Here is a 22443-nt window from a genome sequence, read left to right on the forward strand (position 1 = left end):
CCTGCAAGGAAGCTGGAAAGTAATTGTAGGAAGACGACAAAACACTCATGTTGAGTGTGAAGGAAAGAGGGGAGGGGGGTGGAAAAAAACGGGGAGCTCAGCGGCTCCCCGTGTTCTATCGCAATCAGCTGTTGGGCAGCAGGCGGCAGGTAATGCTCTTGATGTAGCGGGTTTCGGCGATGGCCGGGTGCACCGGATGATCAGGGCCCTGACCGCCACGCTCGAGCATTTGGATGTTGCGGTCCAAATGGCGCGCGCTGGTCAGCAGAATATTCTGCAAATCGTCTTCCGGCAGGTGCATGGAGCACGAAGCACTGACCAGAATGCCGTCCTTGGTCAACAGGCGCATGGCTTGCTCATTCAGACGACGGTAGGCGCCTTCGCCGTTCTTCATGTCTTTCTTGCGCTTGATGAAGGCTGGCGGATCAGCAACGATCACGTCGAAGCGCTCTTCGCTGGCTTTCAGTTCCTTCAACGCTTCGAAGACGTCGCCTTCGATGCAGGTCATTTTGTCAGCGAAGCCGTTCAACGCCGCGTTGCGTTCGACGCCGTCGAGGGCGAATGCAGAGGCGTCGACGCAGAACACTTCGCTGGCGCCGAACGCAGCGGCCTGCACGCCCCAGCCACCGATGTAGCTATAGAGATCAAGTACGCGTTTGCCTTTGGCATAAGGCGCCAGGCGCGCGCGATTCATGCGGTGGTCGTAGAACCAGCCGGTTTTCTGCCCTTGAATGACCGGCGCTTCGAACTTCACGCCGTTCTCTTCCAGCGCGACCCACTCCGGGACCAGACCGAACACGGTCTCGACGTAGCGGTTGAGGCCTTCGGCATCACGGGCGGCGGAATCGTTCTTGAACAGGATGCCGCTTGGCTTGAGCACCTGGGTCAACGCGGCGATCACGTCGTCTTTATGCGCTTCCATGGTCGCCGAGGCGATCTGCACCACGAGGATGTCGCCGAAACGATCGACCACCAGACCCGGCAGCAGGTCGGAGTCGCCGTAGACCAGACGATAGAACGGCTTGTCGAACAGACGCTCGCGCAACGACAGCGCGACGTTCAGACGGTGCACCAGCAGCGACTTGTCGAGTGCCAGTTTGATGTCGCGCGACAGCAGGCGCGCGCAGATCAGGTTGTTCGGGCTCATGGCGACGATGCCCAACGGCTTGCCGCCAGCGGCTTCGAGCACCGCCTGATCGCCGGCCTTGAAGCCGTGCAGAGGCGTGGCGGCCACGTCGATTTCGTTGCTGTAGACCCACAAGTGGCCGTTGCGCAGGCGACGGTCGGCGTTGGCTTTGAGGCGCAGGCTAGGCAGGGACATGACGTCGCTCCGGAAAAAAGAGCGGGAGTATAGCGTGTTGAGGTTTGCGCAGGGCTGAGGATGCGATGAAACGCTGATGCCTTCGCGAGCAGGCTCGCTCCCACAGGTGAACACCAAACCATTGTGGGAGCGAGCCTGCTCGCGAAAGGGATGTCAGTCCTTATGCAGCCAGTGCGTCGATCAGCGCTTGACTGAACGCCGGCACATCATCCGGCTGGCGGCTGCTGATCAGATTGCCGTCCTTCACCACTTCCTGATCGACCCAGTTGACCCCGGCATTGACCAGATCGTCCTTGACCGTTTTGTAGCTGGTCATGGTCTTGCCATTGACCAGTCCCGCCGAGATCAGCAACCAGCTGCCGTGGCAAATCACGGCAATCGGCTTGCCCGCCGAAGCGGCAGTCTTGACCAGATGCTGAGCATCCTGGTCGATACGGATGGTGTCGGAATTCTGCACGCCTCCGGGCAGCAGCACGGCATCGTATTGATCGATGCTCACCGCCTGGAAAGTGTTGGCGACGGGGAAGTCGTCCGCCGGTTTGTCATGGTTCCAGCCTTTCACCGTGCCGGCTTCGGCCGAGAGGATATCGACCTGCACGCCGGCCTGCTCCAGGGCATCCTTGGGGCCGGTCATTTCGACCTGTTCGAAACCATCGGTAACCAAAATAGCGACGCGTTTGCCATTGAGGGAAGTTGCCATCGGTAAGCTCCTGAGTCTGTGGAGATTTTGCCTTCGCAGCGAACCGTTGAGGTCCGCTGCGCCCTACAGATTCCGAAGCCTGGGCACAGATGAAAGTTCCGGCGATGTGCCCATCGGTGTGTCGCCCTGCGGTTTCAGCGGTTAGAATCGCCGCCTGCCCCGGAGTGTGTACTTATGTCCCAAGAGCTGACCACCGAACAGATTCAACAATCGCTGCAAGGCATCAGTGTGCCGGCGCAACCGCAGATCATGGTGGATCTGCAAATGGAGCAGTACATGCCCGACCCGGATCTGGAGGTGATCGCCAAGCTGATCTCCCAGGATCCGGGCCTGTCCGGCGCGCTGCTGAAAATCGTCAACTCGCCGTATTACGGCCTGAGCAACAAGATCACCTCCATCCAGCGTGCGGTGAATCTGTTGGGTAGCCGTTCGATCATCAACCTGATCAACGCGCAGTCGATCAAGGGCGAGATGAACGATGACACCATCGTCACCCTCAACCGTTTCTGGGACACCGCGCAGGATGTGGCGATGACTTGCCTGACCCTGGCCAAGCGCATTGGCACCCAGGCCGGTGACGAAGCCTATGCCTTGGGCCTGTTCCACGATTGCGGCGTGCCATTGATGCTGCAGCGCTTCCCCAATTACATGACCGTGCTGGAAGAGGCCTACGCCAGCGCCAGCCCGGAATGCCGCGTGGTCGATACGGAAAACCGTGTGTTCAACACCAACCACGCCGTGGTCGGTTACTACACCGCCAAGTCCTGGCGCCTGCCGGAGCATGTCAGCGCTGCCATCGCCAACCACCACAATGCGCTGGCGATTTTCAGCGACGAATCGTCGAAGAACAGCCAACTGAAAAACTTGCTGGCGATTCTGAAAATGGCCGAGCACATCTGCGCCTCGTATCGGGTGCTCGGCAACCAGAGCGAAGATTTCGAGTGGGGCGCGGTGGGCCCGCTGGTGCTCGATTACGTCGGTCTGTCGGACTACGATTTCGAAACACTCAAACAAACGATTCGCGACCTCGGCGCGCATTGATCCGAGGACACCATGCCTGAACTGCCGGAAGTCGAAACCACCCGTCGCGGGATCGCCCCGCACCTGGAAGGCCAGCGGGTCAGCCGCGTCATCGTTCGTGACCGGCGTTTGCGCTGGCCTATCCCGGAGGACCTCGATGTGCGCCTGTCCGGGCAGCGCATCGTGCTGGTCGAGCGGCGCGCCAAGTACCTGTTGATCAACGCCGAGATCGGCACGCTGATCAGCCATTTGGGCATGTCCGGCAATCTGCGCCTGGTCGAGGCCGGGTTGCCGGCGTTGAAGCACGAGCACGTCGATATCGAACTGGAATCGGGTCTGGCCCTGCGCTACACCGATCCGCGACGGTTCGGCGCGATGCTGTGGAGCAACGACCCGCTCAATCACGAATTGCTGATTCGCCTCGGGCCGGAGCCGCTGACCGATCTGTTCGATGGCGAGCGCCTGTTCCAGCTGTCACGCGGGCGCTCGATGGCGGTCAAGCCGTTCATCATGGACAACGCAGTGGTAGTCGGGGTCGGCAATATCTACGCGACCGAAGCGCTGTTCGCCGCCGGCATCGACCCGCGCCGCGAAGCCGGGGGGATTTCCCGCGGGCGTTATCTGAAACTGGCGATCGAGATCAAACGCATCCTCGCCGCCGCCATCGAGCGTGGCGGCACAACCTTGCGCGACTTCATTGGCGGCGACGGTCAGCCGGGCTATTTCCAGCAGGAACTGTTTGTCTACGGCCGCGGTGGTCAGCACTGCAAGGTCTGCGGCACCGGCCTGCGCGAAGTGAAGCTGGGTCAACGCGCCAGCGTGTTTTGCCCGCGCTGCCAGACCTGAAAAAATCCTTCGGTCTATAGTGAGAAGTCTCACTGCTCAGCCCGAAGGATCGTGCCATGAAAGTCCTGCAAGTCTTCTTCGTCACGCTGCTGTTGTGTTCCAGCCTGGCTGTTCAGGCCTCGGAGACCGGCAGCGGTGATCCGCGTTACACCATCCAGAATCCCCCGGCCTATGCCATGCTCGGCGACCTGCTGATCGCCCGACCTTTGCTGGTGGTCGCCACGGTGATCGGAGCGGGAGCGTTTGTGGTGTCGTTGCCGTTTACCGCGCTGGGTGGCGGGGTGGGCGATGCCGGGCAGGCGCTGGTGGTTGATCCGGCGAAAGCGGCGTTTGTGCGGTGTCTGGGGTGTACAGGGGAGGGGTTCGAGCAGCGCGAGTGAGCTGATCGGGTTTCAGTGGTGTGGCTGATGGCCCATTCGCGAGCAGGCTGGCTCCCACAGGGGAATGCATTGCAAATGTGGGAGCGAGCCTGCTCGCGAAGAGGGCGGTACAGGCGCTGAAGTGATCAGGCCTTGCCGGTGATCTTGCGGTACTTCTCCATCAACTGTTCTTCAGTCTCCGGATGGGCTTCGTCCAGTGGAATGCAATCCACCGGGCAGACCTGCTGGCACTGCGGCTCGTCGTAGTGGCCGACGCACTGGGTGCACAGGTTCGGGTCGATCACGTAGATCTCTTCGCCTTGGGAAATGGCGGCGTTCGGGCACTCGGGTTCGCAGACGTCGCAGTTGATGCAATCGTCGGTGATGATCAGGGACATGCTAACTCCAGCCGGGGCGGCAGGCCCGGGCGCTATAAATCAATGCGCGCAATTGTGCCGCATTGGCGAGCGCAGTGCACGCGGGGGCGATCAAGGGCTGCAAAACAGAGATCGCAGCCTTCGGCAGCTCCTACTTCTTGAAGCGTTGGGTCAGCGCGTCGGCCACGGCCGGGTGGACGAACTTGCTGATATCGCCGCCCAGCGCGGCAATCTCCCGCACCAGCGTCGACGAAATGAACGAATAACGCTCCGACGGCGTGAGGAACAGGCTCTCCACATCCGGCGCCAGTTGGCGGTTCATGTTGGCCAGCTGGAATTCGTATTCGAAATCCGACACCGCGCGCAGACCACGCAGGAACACATTGGCGTTCTGCTCTTTGGCGAAATGCGCGAGCAGCGTCGAGAAGCCGACCACTTCCACGTTCGGCAGGTGTTTGGTGACCTCGCGAGCCAGTTCGACCCGTTGTTCCAGCGGGAACAGCGGGTTCTTTTTCGGGCTGGCGGCGACCGCAATGATCACGTGATCGAACAGGCGCGAGGCGCGTTCGACCAGATCGCCATGGCCCTTGGTAATAGGGTCGAAGGTACCTGGGTACAACACTCGGTTCATCGCGTCGTCCTGGCGGGAGTCCGTTGGGGAGTCGGATGGTATCGCAGCCTTCCCGGTCGGCCAAGTCGCCTGTTGGGTAAGAAAGCACTATAGACGATAGGAATATTCTGCTTTTTCATGGATTTTTCAGTCGGTCAACCAAGGCTGTCGCCAGTTGCGCGGTCAGGCCATACACCGACAACTGCGGGTTGGCGCCGATGCTGGTGGGGAACAGCGAGCCGTCGTGAATCGACAGATTGCGCAGTTGATGATGGCGACCGAGGCTGTCGGCTACCGCGTTTTTCGGATCTTCACCCATCGCACAACCACCCATGACGTGAGCGCTGCCCAAACGCGTGCGATATAGCTCCAGGCTCAATCCGTCGATCAGCGAGCGCGCCTCAGCCAGTGTCTTCACATAGCGGCCGTCGGCGTGCATCGGCATCACCGATTGCGCGCCGCCGGCGAACTGAATTTCGGCCATCACGTGAAAGGCCCGGCGCAGACCGTCCCAGGCGTACTGCGAGACTTGATAATCGAGCACTGGCGAGCCATCGCCGCGCAACTCCACCGAGCCGCCGCTGCTGTCCGGGTGGAAGCCGTCGCGCAGCAGTGCCAGCATCGCGTGTGTGTGCGGCAGATCAGCCATGTGTTGCGCGTTCTCTTGGCCGAAACCGCCGAGCAGTGTGGCTGCCAGCGCCGGGTGCAGCGGTGGCACCTCGAGTTTGAACGCCATCGGCCCGGTGGTGCCGTCCTTCCACTGGAAATGGTCGGAATAGATCGACTGCGGCGCGCCGTAAAACGGATTGACCACCTCGGCGAAACGCGCGGCGGACATGTTCACCGGGTGCAGAAAGGTGCGCTTGCCCACGCGCTCATGCGGATCCGGTGCGTCGGAGCGCAGCAACAGCGCCGGGCTGTTGATGCCGCCGCCGGCCAGCACGTAATGTCGCGCCTTGACGCTGATGCTGCGCCCGGTCGGCTCGACGCAGCGCTCGTCCATCGCCACGCAATGCAGGCCGGTGACCTTGTCGCCACTGATCAGCAGTTTCTCCACACGCGCCAGATACAGCAGCTCACCGCCCTTTTCCAACGTCGCCGGGATGGTCGTGACCATCATTGATTGCTTGGCGTTGCTCGGGCAGCCCATGCCGCAATAGCCGAGATTCCAGCAGCCACGCACGTTGCGCGGGATCACGTGCCAGCTGTAGCCGAGTTGCTCGCAGCCTTTGCGGATCACATCGTTGTTGGCGTTAGGCGGCACCATCCAGGGGGCGACGCCGAGGCGCTGCTCCATTTTTTCGAACCACGGCGCCATCTCTGCCGGGCTATGGCCTTTGACGTTGTGTTCGCTGGCCCAGTGTTCGAGGGTCGGTTCGGGTGTGCGAAAGCTTGAGGTCCAGTTGATCAGCGTCGTACCGCCGACCGCGCGGCCCTGCAGGATAGTAATCGCGGCGTCCTTGCTCATGCGTCCGATGCCTTCCTGATAGAGGCTGCTGTAGGCCTCGTCTTCGAGCAGTTTGAAATCCGAACTGGTCTTCAGCGGGCCTTCTTCGATCAGCAGGACTTTGTAGCCGGCCGCGCTGAGGATCTCCGCCGTGGTGCCGCCGCCGGCGCCACTGCCGATGATCGCCACGTCGGCTTCGAGGGTGAGGTCGTCGCTCAGTTGCGCGCCGTTGTAGGTTTTCCAGCCTCGGGCGAGGCCTTCACGGAAGGGATCGGGTACGGGCATCGGTCAGGTTCTCTTTATTATTCTGGATGCTGAGGTGATGCAGTTGGCCCCTTCGCGAGCAGGCCCGCTCCCACAGGGACATGCATTTCAAATAGGGGAGCGAGCCTGCTCGCGAAGGCCGCGCCCCGGTTTCAGACCTTCGGCGGCCCGGGATAACCGCAGTGAGCCCAGGACTCGGCGCGGGTGTACCAGGCCATCATCACCATCTGCTGCAATGAGCTATGGCCCATGCGCAGCAAGCTCAGTGAACTGTTCTCCCAGCGTTCGAGGAAATGCCGCATCGCTGCAGGGCTGGCGTTTTCCCAACTGCCCCAGATGCCGGTGAGCGGGCCACGGGTCACGGCCATACCCAGCACGTCGAACAGTTGCCGAGTGAGCTTGAGCATTTCCGGCGACACGTGATCAAGGCTGTAGTCCAGCGACTTCAGCGTGCCGTCGACCGCTGCGGGCATTTCCCCGGCGGCGACGGCGCCGTCGAGCATCACCGGGACCAGCGCGCGCAGGAACAGCAGATCGCCGTCGCGCAAAACGACAAAGCCGTTGGCGCTGACGCTCGACGAGCAGCCAGTGAGGCTGGCGCCAAGGCCGGCGGTGGCGAGAAACGCGGTGGCGCCGAGGCTGAATTTCAGCAGGCCACGGCGCGACAGGGCGGGTGTTTCGGTCAGGCTTGGGTGCATTGTTGTTATTACCCGGCGTCGACGAACGTTTAGCGAATGAACAGCTTTTGAATCAGTTTTTGAATCGATGTGCCGTAGGGCGGGTAGATGAGCCGCGCCGCGTTGAAGCGCTGTTTGATCAGCACACCCTTGGCCTTGCTGAACGTCAGGAAACCTTCGTGGCCGTGGTAATGGCCCATGCCCGAGGGGCCGATGCCACCGAAGGGCATGTCGTCCTGAGCGACATGCAACAAAGTGTCGTTCAGGCACACACCGCCGGAATGGGTCTCGTGCAGTACGCGATGCTGCTCGCGTTTGTCGTAGCCAAAGTAGTAAAGAGCCAGAGGACGAGGCCGCTGATTGATGTAAGCGAATGCCTGCTCCAGATCGCGGTAAGGCACGATCGGCAGCAATGGGCCGAAGATTTCGTCCTGCATCACGGTCATCTCATCGCTGACATTGAGCAACACGCTGTGCGGCATGCGGCGGCCCTGGCCTTGTTCGAACAGCGGGATCAGCAGCGCGCCTTTGCTGGTTGCGTCGCTGACATATCCGTTGAGCCGGGCCAACTGGCGTTCGTTGATAATCGCGGTGTAGTCGGCGTTGTCGGCCAGTGTCGGGTAGAAGCCTTTCACAGCTTGACGATAGGCCTCGACGAAAGCGCCGACGCGGTCTTCCGGCACCAGCACATAGTCAGGCGCGACGCAGGTCTGCCCGGCATTGAGGGTCTTGCCGAAGGCGATGCGTTCGGCGGCGTCCTTGAGCGGTACGTCTCTGGAGACGATGGCCGGCGACTTGCCGCCCAGTTCCAGGGTGACTGGCGTGAGATTTTCCGCCGCAGCGCGCATGACGTGTCTGCCGACGCTGGTGGAACCGGTGAACAGCAAGTGATCGAAAGGCAGACGGGAGAACGCCACGCCAACATCCGCCTCACCCAGCACCACGCAAACCAGGTCTTCGGGAAAGATCCGCGCCAGCAGCTCTTTGAGCAACAGCCCTGTGGCCGGAGTCGATTCGCTGAGCTTGAGCATCACCCGATTGCCGGCAGCCAGGGCGCCGACCATCGGCCCCACGGCCAGATACAGCGGGTAGTTCCACGGCACGATCACACCGACCACGCCCAGCGGCTGATAAACCACCTTCGCCGAAGCCGGCTGGAACGCCATGCCGACCTTGCGCCTTGAGGGCTGCATCCATTTTTTCAGATGACGACTGGCGTAGTGAATGCCGTGCAGGCTCGGCATCAATTCGGCGAGCAGGGTTTCGTCGGCGCTGCGATGACTGAAGTCGGCACTGATCGCTTCGATCAACGCCTGACGCTCGCTGCTAAGCAAATCGCGTAAAGCCTTAAGCCACTGTTGACGTTGCGCGGCCAGCGGCATCGGGTTGGCCGAGTACGCGGCTCGTTGCGCCTGGAACTGCCGATCGAGCGTTTCAAGAGGCTGTTGCAGGGTTTGCAGGTAGGCAATGTCGGCAGTCATCGCAGGCTCCGGATTTTATTGTAATGAGCACTTTTTAGAGTCGATGCTCTAGAAAGTCAAACGACTTCCGCGCACGTCAGTGTTTTATCCATTTCCGGTTAGGTCGTAAGATGCGCCGTCAACGCACTCTGAATTAAAGCTCAAGCCATGGCCCCACGAATAAAAACCAGCGAGCGCATCGTTCAGAACAGCCTGGAGCTGTTCAATCAGCAGGGCGAGCGCAGCGTCAGCACCAACCACATCGCCGCGCACATGGAGATTTCTCCGGGCAACCTGTACTACCACTTCCCCAACAAGCAGGCGATCATCGCCGTGTTGTTCAGTGAGTACGAAGCCCTGGTGGACAGCTTTTTGCGTCCGCCTCAGGGCCGCCCGGCGACCGTCGAGGACAAGCGTTTCTATCTCAAGGAACTGCTCTCGGCCATGTGGCGCTACCGCTTTTTGCACCGCGACCTCGAGCATCTGCTCGACAGCGATGCGGAACTGGCCGCGCGTTATCGGCGTTTCTCCCAGCGCTGCGTGATCCAGGGGGCCGCAATTTACGAAGGTTTTGTCGCCGCCGGCATTCTGAAAATGGATCGTGTGCAGATCGAATCGCTGACCCTCAATGCGTGGATCATCCTGACGTCGTGGGTGCGTTTTCTGTGCACCACGCGTGAAAACTCCAACCACCTCAGCGAACAGGCCGTGAAGCGTGGCGTGTATCAGGTGCTGGTGCTGGAAGCAGGGTTTGTTACCGATCAGGCGCGGGATGAAGTCAACGCACTGTTCGACGAGTTCTATGTGCCGCTGGCGCAGGCCCTTGAAGACGTGAAATAAACCGTTCAGCCGAATTCCACAGGAGCCCGTTATGTCGATTGCGCAGTTGATCAGCCCACAAGCACTGGACGCTCGCAAAGAGCAGCCGGGGCTGGTGATTCTCGATTGTCGTTTTGCCCTCGAAGATCCGGATTACGGCCAGCGCAGCTACGCCGAAGGGCACATTGCCGGGGCGAGTTTCGCCGATCTGGAGCGGGATCTGAGCGGTAAAGTCGAGAAGGGCGTGACCGGGCGTCATCCGTTGCCCGAGCCGGCGGCGCTGATCGAACGCCTGCAAGCCTGGGGCATCAGCAGCGACAGCGATGTGGTTTTGTACGACGACGGCCCGGGTGCATACGCGGCGCGGGCGTGGTGGTTGCTGGCATGGCTGGGCAAGCGCGACGGCGTATTCATTCTCGATGGCGGGCTCAAAGCCTGGCACGCGGCCGGCCTGCCGCTGAGCCTGGATCCGCCGAGCGTGACGCCGGGTAACTTCAGTGGTCAGCCGGACATGAGCCTGTTGCTCAGCGCCGAGCAATTGCAGGAACGCCTCGGCCAGCCAACCCTGACCCTGCTCGACGCCCGCGCCTTGCCGCGCTTCAAGGGCGAAATGGAACCGATCGATCCGGTGGCCGGACATATTCCCGGCGCGCAGTGCGCGGCGTTCACCGACAATCTCGGCAGTGACGGTCGCTTCTTGCCGGCCGAGCAGCTCAAGCAGCGCTTTGCCGCAAAACTGGGCGATCGCTCACCGTCGGAACTCGTCGCCTACTGCGGCTCCGGGGTGACGGCGTGTCACAACCTGTTTGCGCTGTGCCTGGCCGGTTATCCGCTGGGTGCGCTGTATGCCGGATCGTGGAGCGAATGGATCAACGAGCCATCGCGTGGTATTGCCACCGGCGAATAAACACCGTCATCTCCCTGTAGGAGTGAGCCTGCTCGCGAAGGCGTCCTGTCAGGCATTGAATTTCAAGACTGACCCACCGCCATCGCGAGCAGGCTCACTCCTACAAGGGATATGCGGCGCTCAATGACCGAGTGCGGTCAGCCATTGCGGTATGCGCCGCTCCAGGTAATACCCGGGCCTGCGCACCGAGCCGTCGACGAAACCTACGTGACCGCCACGCGCCTGTAATTCGAACTGGGTGCAGGCTGACAACTCGTCGGGTTGCGGCAAGCTGTGCGGGAACACGAACGGATCGTCCGCGGCCTGAATGATTAGCGTCGGCGTGCGGATTTCGCCAAGGTAGTAGCGGCTCGATGCGCGGCGGTAGTAATCCTCGGCGTCATTGAAACCGTGCAATGGCGCGGTAACCCGGCCGTCGAAATCCCAGAAAGTGCGCATGTTCTCCAGCGAGCCGAGCGCGGCCAGTTTTGCCAGGCCGTCTTCGCGCCCGTCATGCTGGAACTGACGCTGCTTGTTCCTGATGTAGGCGACCATTTCGCGCATGAAATGCGCCTGATACACCCGCGAAAACCCCTGGCCGATACGATCGGCACATTGATCGAGACGGAACGGCACCGACACCGCCACCGCGCCGAGCACGCCGCTGTCGCTGCCGGTTTCGCCCAGATGCTTGAGCAGCACGTTGCCGCCCAGGGAATAGCCAACCGCATACAACGGCGCCAACGGTCGTTTCGCGCGCAGGTGCTGGATGGCTTCGGCAAGGTCTTCGCTGGCGCCGGAGTGGTAGCTGCGCGGCAACAGATTCGGCTCGCCGGAACAACCGCGCCAGTTCAGTGCGACGCTGGCCCAGCCCTGGTCGGCCAAGGCCTTTTGAATGCCCGCCACATAGGGCGAATTGGAAGAGCCGGTCAAACCGTGCAGCACCAGTACCAACGGCGCCTCGGCGCTGTGCGGGCCGTGCCAGTCGAGGTCGAGGAAATCGCCGTCCTCGAGCCACAGGCGTTCGCGTTCGCGCTCGATGTGCACGGTCTTGCGCCACAGCGGCCCCCACAGGGTTTGCAGATGCGGATTGCCGAGGCCGAAGGCGGGGATGAAGCGTTCTGGCGAAGGGGGCACGATGATTCTCGATGGGCTTGTGGCGAGGGAATACGCCCCCTCGCCGCAGTTTGCTTGCGACCTTGTCAGCCGGCGATGTCCGCCGTGCGTTGCCACAACGCGTAAAAAACCCGACCGGATTTCTGTTCACGATGCAGGCGCCAGTTGCCCGGCAGGCCCAGCGTCGATGGCGCTGTTTCGCTTTCAGTGTAGATCCACGAATCGGCCGCCAGCCATTGGCGCTCTTCCAGCAAGGTACAAACCGCTGGCAACAGGTTCTGGTTGAACGGCGGGTCGAGGAACACCAGGTCGAACGGCGTTGCGGTTTGGGTTTCCAGGTAGCGCAGCGCATCGGCAGTTTGCACTTGGCCGTTGCTGCAACGCAGGGTGCCGAGGTGTTCTTTCAGGCTGGACACTGCAACGTTGCTCGCGTCCAGGGCCTGAGCAGTGGCCGCGCCACGGGACAACGCTTCGAGAAACAGCGCGCCGCTGCCGGCGAACGGGTCGAGCACTTTCGCCCCTTCGACATAGGGCGCGAGCCAGTTGAACAGGGTTTCGCGCACGCGATCCGGGGTCGGGCGCAGGCCCGGCGCGTCGGGGAAGCTCAGCTTGCGGCTGCGCCACTGGCCGCCAATGATGCGCAGCTGATTGACGCCGTTGTGCACGTTTTGCACAGGTTTTTTCGGTGCTCGAGTCGCCATTAATGCTCCGGAACCCCGAGCGGTTGCTCGGCAGGTTTATCAGATGGGGCCGGTAACGGCTTTTGCGGCACGGTCGGGCCAGCGGTGACGATGACCATTTTCTCCGTGCTCAGGTGTTTGTTCAGCGCATCGCGCACCTGCTCCACAGTCAGGCTCTGCGACTGCCGCATGAAATCGTCGAGATAGCTCAGCGGCAGATTATAGAAGCCCATCGCGCCGAGTTGGCCAACGATGTCGGCGTTGCTCGCGGTGGACAGCGGGAAGCTGCCGGCCAACTCGCGCTTGGCATCGTCGAGTTCTTTCTGCGTCGGCCCGGTTTTCAGGTAGTCGGCGAGCACGTCCTGGACCAGTTTCAGGGTGCCTTCGCTCATCTCGGCGCGGGTCTGCAGGTTGATCATGAACGGCCCACGGGCCTGCATCGGGCTGAACGCCGAATACACGCCGTAGGTGAGGCCACGCTTCTCGCGCACTTCGCTCATCAGGCGCGTACCGAAACCACCACCGCCGAGGATCTGATTGCCCAGCGACAGCGCGGCGTAATCCGGATCGTCGCGATCAATGCCCAGTTGCGCGAGCATCAGGTTGGTCTGTTTCGACGGAAATTCGATGTGGTTGACGCTGGCCTTCGGTTCCTGCGGCGCAGCGATCTTCGCCAGTGCCGGGCCTTTCGGCAGGGCAGAGGAGACCTGATTGGCGATCGCCTCGGCTTCGGCTCGCGACAGGTCGCCGACCAGTGCAATCACAGCGTTGCCGGCGGCGTAGGCCTTGGCATGAAACTCGCGCAATTGCGTGACAGTGATCTTCGGCACGCTTTGCGCATTGCCATCGCTGGAATGCGCGTATGGGTGATCGCCGTACAGACGCTTCATCAGCTCGAGGCTGGCGAGTTTGCCGGGGTTCTGTTTCTGGTACTCGAAACCGGCGAGCAGCTGGTTCTTGATGCGCGCGAAGGAGTCGGCGGGGAAGGTCGGTTTGCCGACCACATCGGCGAACAGCTTCAACGCCGGTTCACGCTGCTCAGGTGCGCTCAGACTGCGCAGCGAAGCCAGCGCCATGTCCTTGAACGCACCGTTGCCGAAGTCGGCGCCGAGGCCTTCAAACCCCTGGGCGATTGCGCCGACGTCTTTGCCGGCGATGCCTTCGTTGAGCATGGCGTTGGTTAGCACGGCGAGGCCGGGGACGTTGCCATCCTGGCTGCTGCCCGCGGCGAAGATCAGGCGCATGTCGAACATCGGCAGTTCATGGGCTTCGACGAACAGCACTTTCGCGCCTTCAGCGGTGTTCCAGGTCTGCACATCGAGCTTGCGGCTGGCCGGGGCCTTGCCGTCGAGTTCGGCCAGCGATTGCAGTTTCTGGCTGGACTTGGCGTTATCCAGTGCTTCGCTGGCCTTGCTGTCAGCGCTTGGCGACAAATAAACCGCTGCCGAGCCGATCACCGCGACAGCGAGCAGGCCAAGCAGCATCAGGCGTGGGGTTTTGCGCTCACTCATGAGTCGTCTCCATTGGCAGGACGTGGGCGACGCTGAGACGTTCGCGGGTGAAATACTTTTTCGCGGCGTTCTGGATGTCTTGCGGGGTCACGCTTTCCAGATCGGCCAGTTCGGTGTCCATCAGCTTCCACGACAGACCGACCGTTTCCAGTTGACCGATCGCGGTGGCCTGGCTGGTGATCGAGTCACGCTCGTAAACCAGGCCGGCGATGACTTGAGCACGGACGCGTTCCAGCTCTTCGGCAGACGGCGCGGTGGTTTTCAGTTGCTCAAGCAGTTTCCACAAGCCGGCTTCGGCCTGGGCGATGGTCTTTTTCTTCTGCGTATTTGGCGTCGCCGACAGGGTGAACAGGCTGTCGCCACGGGTGTAGGCGTCATAGTCCGACGAGCCGCCGGAGACCAGCTCTTCGCCGCGTTCCAGTTGCGCCGGGATGCGCCCGCTGTAGCCACCGTCGAGCAGCGCCGAGATCAGGCGCAGGGCGTTGACCGAGCGTTTGTCGTCAGCAGTAGCAATACTCGGCACGTTGAAGCCAAGCATCAGGCTCGGCAGTTGGGTTTGCACGCGCAGGGTGATCTGGCGTTCACCGGGCTCGGCCAGTTCCAGCGGTTTTTTCGCCGGTGGCACGTCGCGTTTGGCGACCGGGCCGAAATAGCGCTGGGCGAGGGTTTTCACTTCGTCTGGGGTGACGTCACCGACCACCACCAGCGTGGCGTTGTTCGGCGCGTACCAGGATTGGTACCAGTGGCGCAGTTCCTCGACTTTCATGCGGTCGAGGTCAGCCATCCAGCCGATCGTCGGCGTGTGATAACCGCTGGCCGGGTAGGCCATGGCCTTGTAGCGCTCGTAGGCCTTGGACATCGGCTTGTCATCGGTGCGCAGGCGGCGCTCTTCCTTGATGACTTCGATTTCCTTGGCGAACTCGTCGGCCGGCAGGCGCAGGTTGGCCATGCGGTCGGCTTCCAGCTCAAACGCCACGCCGAGGCGATCGCGGGCCAGCACCTGGTAATAAGCCGTGAAGTCGTCGCTGGTGAACGCGTTCTCTTCGGCGCCGAGGTCACGCAGGATCAGCGAAGCTTCGCCGGGGCCGACTTTTTCGCTGCCCTTGAACATCATGTGCTCGAGCGCGTGGGACAGACCGGTCTGGCCCGGAGTCTCGTAGCTGGAGCCGACCTTGTACCAGATCTGCGAAACGACCACCGGCGCACGATGGTCTTCGCGCACGACGACCTTGAGGCCGTTGTCGAGGGTGAATTCATGGGTCGGTTGCGGGTCGGCCGCCAGGGCCGAAAGGGGCAGACAGACTGCGCTGAGCAGCAGGCCAGCAGCGCGGCGGGCTAGAGCATTCATTCGTTTTTCAACCTGTTGGGCTGCCCGCTTGGTCTTAGCGTCGGCGGGCGAGAGGGTGCTAGGATACTGATCCGTTTTACTGGCGGCCACGCCTATCAGGTTTCGATACCCGGTCAGGCTGTATGGGTTTGTCGCGGATAGCAGCAGTTTTTCATCTGAACTGCGCGTTTTCGCCGACGATGCCGCTCCAGTCCTTCGTGTTAATTGAAGTTTGAGGTGCCTTCGGCGCCTCGACAAAATGTTGCGCGTGAACAAGCTGGGTGAAACACAGTCTGTTCTGCATCGAATATTTATTTGCCGGGGCGCCCTGTTGGCGCGTCGCTACCGTGAGATAGCCGTCCTCCATGTTTGGTTCCAACGACGACAAGAAGAGCCCAGCTGCGGCTGGCGAGAAGAAAAGCCTGTTCGGATGGCTGCGGAAGAAACCGCAGGAACCCGTCGTCGAACAGCCGCCCGCGATTGCTGAGCCGGCCCCCGCGCCTGCACCTGTAATAGAAGAAGAGCCGGCGCCGATTGTGCTGCCGATCGCCGAACCGGTGCTGCAACCGGAGGCTGAAGCCGAGCCGGAAGCGCCCGCCGCTGCCGAGTTGCCGCTGACACCCTCCGCCGAACCGTGGCTGACTTTGCCAGTGGCAGAAGAGCCGGTGGCCTTCGTCGAAGAAGCGGCGCCGCATGTGACGCCAGAGATTCCTGCGCCGGTTGCCGAGGTTATTGCGCAGCCTGTGCCTGAAGCGCTCGTCGAGCCCGTGCCGGTCATCTCTGAACCCGTCGCCCCGGTTATCCAGCCGTCCGAGCCTGAACCTGAACCTGAACCTGAACCTGAGCCTGCACCGCTTGCCGCTGCGCCAGTTGTCGCTCCGGTCGTGCCGATGGAAGCGCCCGTAGAAACGCCCGTCGAAACCCCGCGCACCGAAGAAACCAAAGCCGGCTTCTTCGCCCGTCTCAAGCAAGGCCTGTCGAAGACCAGCGCCAGCATCGGCGAGGGCATGGCCAGCCTGTTCCTCGGGCGCAAGACCATCGATGATGACCTGCTCGATGACCTCGAAACCCGTCTGCTGACCGCCGACGTCGGCGTTGAAGCCACCACGCAGATCATCCAGCGCCTGACTCAAAAGGTCGCCCGCAAGGAACTGGCCGACGCCGACGCCCTGTACAAATCCTTGCAGGCCGAACTGGCGGCGATGCTCAAGCCGGTTGAACAGCCACTGAAAATCGCCTCGCAGAACAAGCCGTTCGTGATTCTGGTGGTCGGCGTCAACGGCGCCGGCAAAACCACCACCATCGGCAAACTGGCGAAGAAGCTGCAACTGGAAGGCAAGAAGGTCATGCTGGCCGCCGGTGATACCTTCCGTGCCGCGGCAGTCGAGCAATTGCAGGTCTGGGGCGAGCGCAACAAGATTCCGGTCATCGCCCAGCACACCGGTGCCGATTCGGCTTCGGTGATCTTCGACGCCGTGCAGGCCGCCAAGGCTCGTGGCATCGACGTGTTGATCGCTGACACCGCCGGCCGTCTGCACACCAAAGACAACCTGATGGAAGAGTTGAAAAAGGTTCGCCGGGTGATCGGCAAGCTCGACGCCGACGCGCCACACGAAGTGCTGCTGGTGCTCGACGCCGGCACTGGCCAGAACGCCATCAACCAGGCCAAGCAGTTCAATCAGACTGTCGAACTGACCGGCCTGGCCCTGACCAAGCTCGACGGCACCGCCAAGGGCGGGGTGATTTTCGCCCTGGCCAAGCAGTTCGGTCTGCCGATCCGCTACATCGGCGTCGGTGAAGGCATCGACGATTTGCGTACCTTTGAAGCCGAACCCTTTGTCCAGGCACTGTTTGCCGAGCGGGAGCGTTCATGATTCGTTTCGAACAGGTCGGTAAACGCTACCCGAACGGTCACGTCGGCTTGCATGAGCTGAGCTTTCGAGTCCGTCGTGGCGAGTTCTTGTTTGTCACCGGTCACTCCGGTGCCGGTAAATCCACGCTGTTGCGCCTGTTGTTGGCAATGGAGCGGCCGACCAGCGGCAAACTGCTGCTCGCCGGGCAAGACCTGAGCACCATCAGCAACGCGCAGATTCCATTTCTGCGCCGGCAGATCGGCGTGGTGTTCCAGAATCACCAGTTGCTGTTCGACCGCACGGTGTTCAACAACGTCGCCTTGCCACTGCAGATTCTCGGCCTGTCCAAGGTCGAGATTGCCAAGCGCGTCGATTCGGCGCTGGAGCGCGTGGCACTGTCGGACAAATCCGATCTGTACCCGGGCGACCTGTCCACCGGTCAGCAACAGCGCGTCGGCATCGCCCGCGCCATCGTCCACCGCCCGGCCTTGCTGCTGGCGGACGAACCGACCGGTAACCTCGACCCGCGTCTGGCGGCGGAGATCATGGGCGTGTTCGAAGACATCAACCGTTTGGGCACCAGCGTGCTGATCGCCAGTCACGACCTGGCACTGATCGCGCGCATGCGTCATCGCATGCTGACCCTGCAACGCGGCCGCCTGATCGGCGACGGGGAGGCCGGGGTATGAGTGCAACACGCAGTCCGAAGGTTTCCGAGCGCGTGGCCCCGAAAGCCGCTGACCCGCAACCGCCAAAAAAGAAAAAGCATGACGATGACGACGGCCCGGACTTCGCCACGCTGTTTCGCGCCTGGGTCGAAAGCCATCGCGCCAGCCTGCTCGACAGCCTGCGCCGCCTCGGCAAACAGCCGATCGGCAGCTTCTTCACCTGCATGGTAATGGCCGTTGCGCTGAGTCTGCCGATGGGGCTGTCGCTGTTGCTCAATAACGTCGAGCGTCTTGGCGGTTCCTGGCAGCGTGCGGCGCAGATTTCCCTGTACCTGCAACTCGACGCCAGCCCGGAGCAGGGTGAAGCACTGCGTGAGCAGATCAAAGGCATGCCCGGCGTCGCTGATGCCGAATATGTCGGCCGCGATCAGGCGCTGGAAGAGTTCCAGCAGCAGTCCGGCCTGGGCGAAGCCCTGCGTGAGCTGCCCGAGAACCCGTTGCCGGGTGTGGTGCTGGTGACACCGAACGAAGTCGACAAGCCGACACTCGAAGCATTAAGACAAAAACTTTCCGAGCTGCCGAAGGTACAACAGGCGCAACTTGATCTAGTCTGGGTCGAGCGTCTGGCAGCCATCCTCAAGCTTGGCGACCGCTTTGTCTTCGGTCTGACGGTGTTGTTGGTGTCTGCATTACTTTTGGTGATAGGCAATACCATTCGTCTTCATATTGAAAACCGCCGCACCGAGATAGAAGTGATTAAACTCGTCGGCGGCACTGACAGTTATGTGCGTCGCCCTTTCCTGTATATGGGCGCGTTGTATGGCTTCGGTGCAGGGCTGTTGTCCTGGGGTGTATTGGCGTTCGGCCTCAACTGGCTGAACGATGCGGTGGTTGGACTGGCCGGCTTGTACGGCAGTGATTTCGCCCTGGCCGGCGTGCCAGTGGCCGACGGTCTGTCGCTCTTGCTTGGCGCGGTGCTGTTGGGTTATATCGGTGCATGGATTGCAGTCGCACGTCATCTCAGGGAGCTGGCGCCGAAGTAGAATCTTTTTTGCGCGTGATTGACCTTGCGGTTTTTATGGGAACTTGTACCTGAGTTCCCGGTCAATTTTTCGCAGTGCCGAGAGGCACGAGTATGTAAGTGGGAGGTTTTTTCGTATGACCAATTCTTTGCAACCTGCGTATGCGCTGGTTCCGGGTGCGAACCTGGAAGCCTACGTGCACACCGTCAACAGCATTCCATTGCTGACGCCGGAGCAGGAGCGTGAACTGGCCGAGAGTCTCTACTATGAGCAGGATTTGGGGGCGGCTCGGCAGATGGTGCTCGCCCACCTGCGTTTTGTCGTACACATTGCCCGTAGCTATTCCGGCTACGGTCTGGCTCAGGCTGACCTGATCCAGGAAGGTAACGTCGGCCTGATGAAGGCCGTCAAGCGCTTCAACCCGGAAATGGGTGTGCGTCTGGTGTCGTTCGCCGTGCACTGGATCAAGGCGGAAATTCACGAGTTCATCCTGCGCAACTGGCGCATTGTGAAAGTCGCGACCACCAAGGCCCAGCGCAAGCTGTTCTTCAACCTGCGCAGCCAGAAGAAGCGCCTGGCGTGGCTGAACAACGAGGAAGTCCACCGTGTGGCGGAAAGCCTTGGCGTCGAACCACGTGAAGTGCGCGAAATGGAAAGCCGCCTGACCGGCCATGACATGGCCTTCGACCCGGCTGCCGAAGCCGACGACGACAGCGCTTTCCAGTCGCCGGCCAACTATCTGGAAGACCACCGGTACGACCCGGCCCGTCAACTGGAAGATGCCGACTGGAGCGACAACTCGAACACCAACCTGCACGAAGCACTGGAAGTGCTGGACGAGCGTAGCCGCGACATCCTCTACCAGCGCTGGCTGGCAGAAGAGAAAGCCACGCTGCACGACCTGGCGCAGAAGTACAACGTGTCGGCCGAGCGAATCCGTCAGCTCGAAAAGAGCGCGATGAATAAGCTCAAGTTGTCGATCGCCGCGTAACTGGCGAAGCCGCGACAAAAAAACGCCCCGATCAGCGATGATCGGGGCGTTTTCATTTCTGGCTTCACGCAAAACCCATGTGGGAGCGAGCTTGCTCGCGAAAGCGGAGTGTCAGTCACCGCCACTGCTGAATGATCCACCGCTTTCGCGAGCAGGCTCGCTCCCACATTGGTATTTCGGTGTTATTCAGCCCAAGGCGCTCGCCGCGAATCATTCAGTCCGAGCAGATAACTATCGCCACCCAACTGACTCATCTGCTGCCGAATCCATCCGGCGCGTCGCGATACATAACCGGTCGGATGACTCGCGCTCCACACCCGTGGATTGGGCAGTACCGCGGCCAGATAACTCGCCTGCTGACGCGACAATGACTTCGCACTCACGCCAAAGTGATGACGGGCCGCCGCTTCGGCGCCAAACACGCCGTCATCCCACTCGACGCTGTTCAGGTACACCTCGAGAATCCGCTGCTTGGGCCAGAACACCTCGATCAGCGCGGTAAACCACGCTTCCAGGCCTTTGCGCAGATAACTGCGGCCCGACCACAGAAAGAGATTTTTCGACACCTGCTGGCTCAAGGTGCTGGCGCCGCGAATCGAACCGCCCAGTTCGTTGTGGGCGAGGGCGGCCTGGATTGCGCGCAGATCAAAGCCCCAGTGCTCGGGGAATTTCTGGTCTTCGCCAGCAATTACCGCCACTTTCAGGTCATCGGAGATCTCGTTCCAGGGTTTCCAGGTGCGCTGCAGATCGATCGGCTCGCCGTCGACCCAGGATTCGACCTTGCGCTCGACCATCAACGCCGTACCCGGCGGTGGCACGAAGCGAAACACCAGCACCAGCAAGACACTGCCGCCGGCGAACCAGAGCAGGGCCTTAGTGAGACGACGGAAAATTGAACGCAGCATAGAGATGGCTTGGCCGAACCCGTGGAGCGGGCCATTATACAGACCCTGCCGATGGCGTCTGACTGGAGTTCCCCATGCTGCGTGGCTTTTTGATGCTGGCCGCTTTTTTCGGATTCACCGGCGTTGCGCTGGGCGCGTTCGCCGCCCATGGCCTGAAAAACCGCCTGACCCCGGAATACCTGACGATTTTCCACACGGGCGTCACCTACCAACTGGTGCACACACTCGCGCTGTTCGGCGTTGCGCTGCTGGCCACGCAGATTCAAGGGCGACTGATCACTTGGGCCGGCGTGTCCTTCACCATCGGCATCCTGTTGTTCTCCGGCAGCCTGTACGTGCTGACCATGACCGGCATCAGCAAGCTCGGCATCATTACCCCGTTTGGTGGCCTCGCGTTTCTCATCGGTTGGGTTTGCCTCGGCCTCGCCGCCTGGCGCTTGCAGCTAACCGCTTGACGCTTGGTACTGACCTTTAGGTCATGATCGGGCTAGAATGCCAGCCCCTAAAAATGATGGCGGCGTTGTGCATGCGCATTCAGTTGAACGGTGAATCCTTTGAATTGCCCGACGGTGAAACCGTTGCGGGCCTCATCACTCGTCTGGATCTGACCGGGCGCCGTGTGGCCGTAGAGCTCAATCTGGACATCGTCCCGCGCAGCCAGCATGCCGATACCAGGCTAAACGACGGTGACAACGTCGAGGTAGTACACGCCATCGGCGGCGGCTGATCGCCCCGGCCTGCAAGGGCACAGAATTCTGCAAGACCCTCACCCCTCAAGAGGATTCCTTATGAGCATCGTTCGTAGCGACAAGCCTTTTGTGCTGGCCGGTCGTACTTACCAGTCGCGTTTGCTGGTCGGTACCGGCAAGTACCGTGACATGGAAGAAACCCGCCAGGCCATCGAAGCCTCGGGTGCCGAGATCGTCACTTTCGCCGTGCGCCGCACCAATTTGGGCCAGATCGAAGGCGAGCCGAACCTGCTCGACGTGCTGTCGCCGGAGCGCTACACCTTTCTACCGAACACCGCCGGTTGCTACGACGCCATCGAAGCCGTGCGTACCTGCCGCCTGGCGCGTGAGCTGCTCGACGGCCACAACCTGGTGAAGCTGGAAGTGCTGGCCGACCAGAAAACCCTGTTCCCCAACGTGATCGAAACCCTCAAGGCCGCCGAAACGCTGGTCAAGGAAGGCTTCGACGTGATGGTCTACACCAGCGATGACCCGATCATCGCTCGCCAGTTGGCCGAAATCGGCTGTATCGCCGTGATGCCGCTGGCCGGTCTGATCGGCTCCGGTCTGGGCATCTGCAATCCGTACAACCTGCAGATCATCCTCGAAGAAGCCAAGATCCCGGTGCTGGTCGATGCCGGTGTTGGTACCGCTTCCGACGCGACCATCGCGATGGAGCTGGGTTGCGACGCCGTACTGATGAACTCGGCCATCGCCCACGCCCAGCAACCGGTGATGATGGCGCAAGCCATGCAGCACGCCATCGTCGCCGGTCGCCTGGCGTACCTCGCCGGCCGCATGCCGAAAAAACTCTATGCCAGCGCCTCTTCGCCGCTGGATGGTCTGATCAAGTAAG

General features: G+C 61.4%; 25 protein-coding genes. 12 read left to right on the forward strand and 13 right to left on the reverse strand.

The genetic code is table 11. The features are described 5' to 3' along the window. Positions 1-124: 124 nt before the first annotated feature. Together ACMYUN_RS16470 and ACMYUN_RS16475 are read right to left on the reverse strand one after the other, a co-directional pair. The gene (locus ACMYUN_RS16470; RefSeq protein ID WP_016772700.1) at positions 125-1321 is read right to left on the reverse strand and encodes a class I SAM-dependent rRNA methyltransferase; all 1197 of its coding nucleotides are present in this window, start codon (positions 1319-1321) and stop codon (positions 125-127) included. A gap of 160 nt (positions 1322-1481) precedes the next feature. Next, positions 1482-2021 (reverse strand): type 1 glutamine amidotransferase domain-containing protein, encoded by a 540-nt coding sequence (locus ACMYUN_RS16475; protein WP_039757526.1) that lies wholly within the window; start codon positions 2019-2021, stop codon positions 1482-1484. Positions 2022-2249: 228 nt separating this feature from the next. Here ACMYUN_RS16475 and ACMYUN_RS16480 point away from each other — a divergent pair, with 228 nt between their 5' ends. From ACMYUN_RS16480 to ACMYUN_RS16490, 3 genes are read left to right on the forward strand one after another with little or no spacing between them, the layout of a single operon-like run. After that, positions 2250-3062, forward strand: coding sequence for an HDOD domain-containing protein (locus tag ACMYUN_RS16480; RefSeq protein WP_415763980.1), 813 nt, complete (start codon positions 2250-2252; stop codon positions 3060-3062). A gap of 12 nt (positions 3063-3074) precedes the next feature. After that, positions 3075-3887 carry a bifunctional DNA-formamidopyrimidine glycosylase/DNA-(apurinic or apyrimidinic site) lyase gene (gene mutM / locus ACMYUN_RS16485; protein ID WP_016772703.1) on the forward strand — a complete coding sequence of 271 codons (813 nt, stop codon included), beginning with the start codon at positions 3075-3077 and terminating at the stop codon, positions 3885-3887. A 56-nt stretch (positions 3888-3943) separates the two neighbouring features. Further along, positions 3944-4267 carry a multidrug transporter gene (locus tag ACMYUN_RS16490; RefSeq protein WP_076564452.1) on the forward strand — a complete coding sequence of 108 codons (324 nt, stop codon included), beginning with the start codon at positions 3944-3946 and terminating at the stop codon, positions 4265-4267. 125 nt (positions 4268-4392) lie between these two features. Here ACMYUN_RS16490 and ACMYUN_RS16495 read toward each other — a convergent pair whose 3' ends face one another. The 5 genes from ACMYUN_RS16495 to ACMYUN_RS16515 form a co-directional block, all read right to left on the reverse strand. Further along, a complete protein-coding gene (locus ACMYUN_RS16495) occupies positions 4393-4644 on the reverse strand; it encodes a YfhL family 4Fe-4S dicluster ferredoxin (protein ID WP_003195146.1) in 252 nt (83 codons plus the stop codon). 130 nt (positions 4645-4774) lie between these two features. Beyond that, on the reverse strand, positions 4775-5254 hold the full coding sequence (gene coaD, locus ACMYUN_RS16500; RefSeq protein ID WP_202698266.1) for a pantetheine-phosphate adenylyltransferase: 480 nt from the start codon (positions 5252-5254) through the stop codon (positions 4775-4777). A gap of 115 nt (positions 5255-5369) precedes the next feature. Beyond that, positions 5370-6965 (reverse strand): GMC family oxidoreductase N-terminal domain-containing protein, encoded by a 1596-nt coding sequence (locus ACMYUN_RS16505; RefSeq protein WP_415761151.1) that lies wholly within the window; start codon positions 6963-6965, stop codon positions 5370-5372. Positions 6966-7096: 131 nt separating this feature from the next. Beyond that, entirely contained in the window at positions 7097-7642 is a 546-nt protein-coding gene (locus ACMYUN_RS16510; RefSeq protein ID WP_415761152.1) for a twin-arginine translocation pathway signal protein, read from the reverse strand. A gap of 29 nt (positions 7643-7671) precedes the next feature. After that, positions 7672-9102: a coniferyl aldehyde dehydrogenase gene (locus ACMYUN_RS16515; protein ID WP_415761153.1), complete on the reverse strand. Its 1431-nt coding sequence runs from the start codon at positions 9100-9102 to the stop codon at positions 7672-7674. Between the two features lie 147 nt (positions 9103-9249). Here ACMYUN_RS16515 and ACMYUN_RS16520 point away from each other — a divergent pair, with 147 nt between their 5' ends. Both ACMYUN_RS16520 and ACMYUN_RS16525 read left to right on the forward strand, forming a co-directional pair. Further along, positions 9250-9921 (forward strand): TetR/AcrR family transcriptional regulator, encoded by a 672-nt coding sequence (locus ACMYUN_RS16520; protein WP_016772708.1) that lies wholly within the window; start codon positions 9250-9252, stop codon positions 9919-9921. Between the two features lie 31 nt (positions 9922-9952). Beyond that, positions 9953-10807: a sulfurtransferase gene (locus ACMYUN_RS16525; RefSeq protein WP_415761154.1), complete on the forward strand. Its 855-nt coding sequence runs from the start codon at positions 9953-9955 to the stop codon at positions 10805-10807. Between the two features lie 120 nt (positions 10808-10927). Here ACMYUN_RS16525 and ACMYUN_RS16530 read toward each other — a convergent pair whose 3' ends face one another. The 5 genes from ACMYUN_RS16530 to ACMYUN_RS16550 all read right to left on the reverse strand — a co-directional run bounded on the left by ACMYUN_RS16530 (position 10928) and on the right by ACMYUN_RS16550 (position 15787). Beyond that, a complete protein-coding gene (locus tag ACMYUN_RS16530; protein WP_415761155.1) occupies positions 10928-11923 on the reverse strand; it encodes a hydrolase in 996 nt (331 codons plus the stop codon). A gap of 65 nt (positions 11924-11988) precedes the next feature. Next, positions 11989-12603, reverse strand: a complete 615-nt coding sequence (gene rsmD, locus ACMYUN_RS16535) for a 16S rRNA (guanine(966)-N(2))-methyltransferase RsmD (RefSeq protein ID WP_016772711.1) — start codon at positions 12601-12603, stop codon at positions 11989-11991. After that, positions 12603-14093, reverse strand: a complete 1491-nt coding sequence (locus ACMYUN_RS16540) for a M16 family metallopeptidase (RefSeq protein ID WP_415761156.1) — start codon at positions 14091-14093, stop codon at positions 12603-12605. Before ACMYUN_RS16540 ends, rsmD begins: the two co-directional genes overlap by 1 nt. After that, the gene (locus ACMYUN_RS16545) at positions 14086-15441 is read right to left on the reverse strand and encodes a M16 family metallopeptidase (protein ID WP_415761157.1); all 1356 of its coding nucleotides are present in this window, start codon (positions 15439-15441) and stop codon (positions 14086-14088) included. Before ACMYUN_RS16545 ends, ACMYUN_RS16540 begins: the two co-directional genes overlap by 8 nt. Before the next feature lie 151 nt (positions 15442-15592). Beyond that, entirely contained in the window at positions 15593-15787 is a 195-nt protein-coding gene (locus ACMYUN_RS16550; protein ID WP_056786354.1) for a hypothetical protein, read from the reverse strand. On the opposite strand from ACMYUN_RS16550, the gene ftsY reads away from it, so the two are divergent. From ftsY to rpoH, 4 genes are all read left to right on the forward strand, one after another. Continuing rightward, a complete protein-coding gene (gene ftsY, locus ACMYUN_RS16555) occupies positions 15786-17294 on the forward strand; it encodes a signal recognition particle-docking protein FtsY (protein WP_415761158.1) in 1509 nt (502 codons plus the stop codon). The two genes, ACMYUN_RS16550 and ftsY, sit on opposite strands and share 2 nt — an antisense overlap. After that, entirely contained in the window at positions 17291-17962 is a 672-nt protein-coding gene (gene ftsE / locus ACMYUN_RS16560; RefSeq protein WP_016772715.1) for a cell division ATP-binding protein FtsE, read from the forward strand. Before ftsY ends, ftsE begins: the two co-directional genes overlap by 4 nt. Then, positions 17959-18984, forward strand: a complete 1026-nt coding sequence (gene ftsX / locus ACMYUN_RS16565) for a permease-like cell division protein FtsX (protein WP_122594673.1) — start codon at positions 17959-17961, stop codon at positions 18982-18984. Before ftsE ends, ftsX begins: the two co-directional genes overlap by 4 nt. Before the next feature lie 115 nt (positions 18985-19099). Then, complete coding sequence (gene rpoH / locus ACMYUN_RS16570; protein ID WP_016772717.1) at positions 19100-19954, forward strand: RNA polymerase sigma factor RpoH; 855 nt, start codon at positions 19100-19102, stop codon at positions 19952-19954. 182 nt (positions 19955-20136) lie between these two features. On the opposite strand, the gene mtgA is transcribed toward rpoH, so the two are convergent. Next, the gene (gene mtgA / locus ACMYUN_RS16575) at positions 20137-20859 is read right to left on the reverse strand and encodes a monofunctional biosynthetic peptidoglycan transglycosylase (RefSeq protein WP_095181330.1); all 723 of its coding nucleotides are present in this window, start codon (positions 20857-20859) and stop codon (positions 20137-20139) included. A 74-nt stretch (positions 20860-20933) separates the two neighbouring features. On the opposite strand from mtgA, the gene ACMYUN_RS16580 reads away from it, so the two are divergent. The 3 genes from ACMYUN_RS16580 to ACMYUN_RS16590 all read left to right on the forward strand — a co-directional run bounded on the left by ACMYUN_RS16580 (position 20934) and on the right by ACMYUN_RS16590 (position 22442). Beyond that, positions 20934-21314 carry a DUF423 domain-containing protein gene (locus ACMYUN_RS16580; protein WP_039757539.1) on the forward strand — a complete coding sequence of 127 codons (381 nt, stop codon included), beginning with the start codon at positions 20934-20936 and terminating at the stop codon, positions 21312-21314. Positions 21315-21385: 71 nt separating this feature from the next. Then, positions 21386-21586, forward strand: coding sequence for a sulfur carrier protein ThiS (thiS, locus tag ACMYUN_RS16585; protein ID WP_052269070.1), 201 nt, complete (start codon positions 21386-21388; stop codon positions 21584-21586). Between the two features lie 61 nt (positions 21587-21647). Beyond that, positions 21648-22442 carry a thiazole synthase gene (locus ACMYUN_RS16590; RefSeq protein ID WP_039757540.1) on the forward strand — a complete coding sequence of 265 codons (795 nt, stop codon included), beginning with the start codon at positions 21648-21650 and terminating at the stop codon, positions 22440-22442. The last annotated feature ends 1 nt before the right edge of the window (position 22443 follow it).

The organism is Pseudomonas sp. CP4, assembly GCF_047758505.1.
Taxonomy (GTDB): domain Bacteria; phylum Pseudomonadota; class Gammaproteobacteria; order Pseudomonadales; family Pseudomonadaceae; genus Aquipseudomonas; species Aquipseudomonas fluorescens_AO.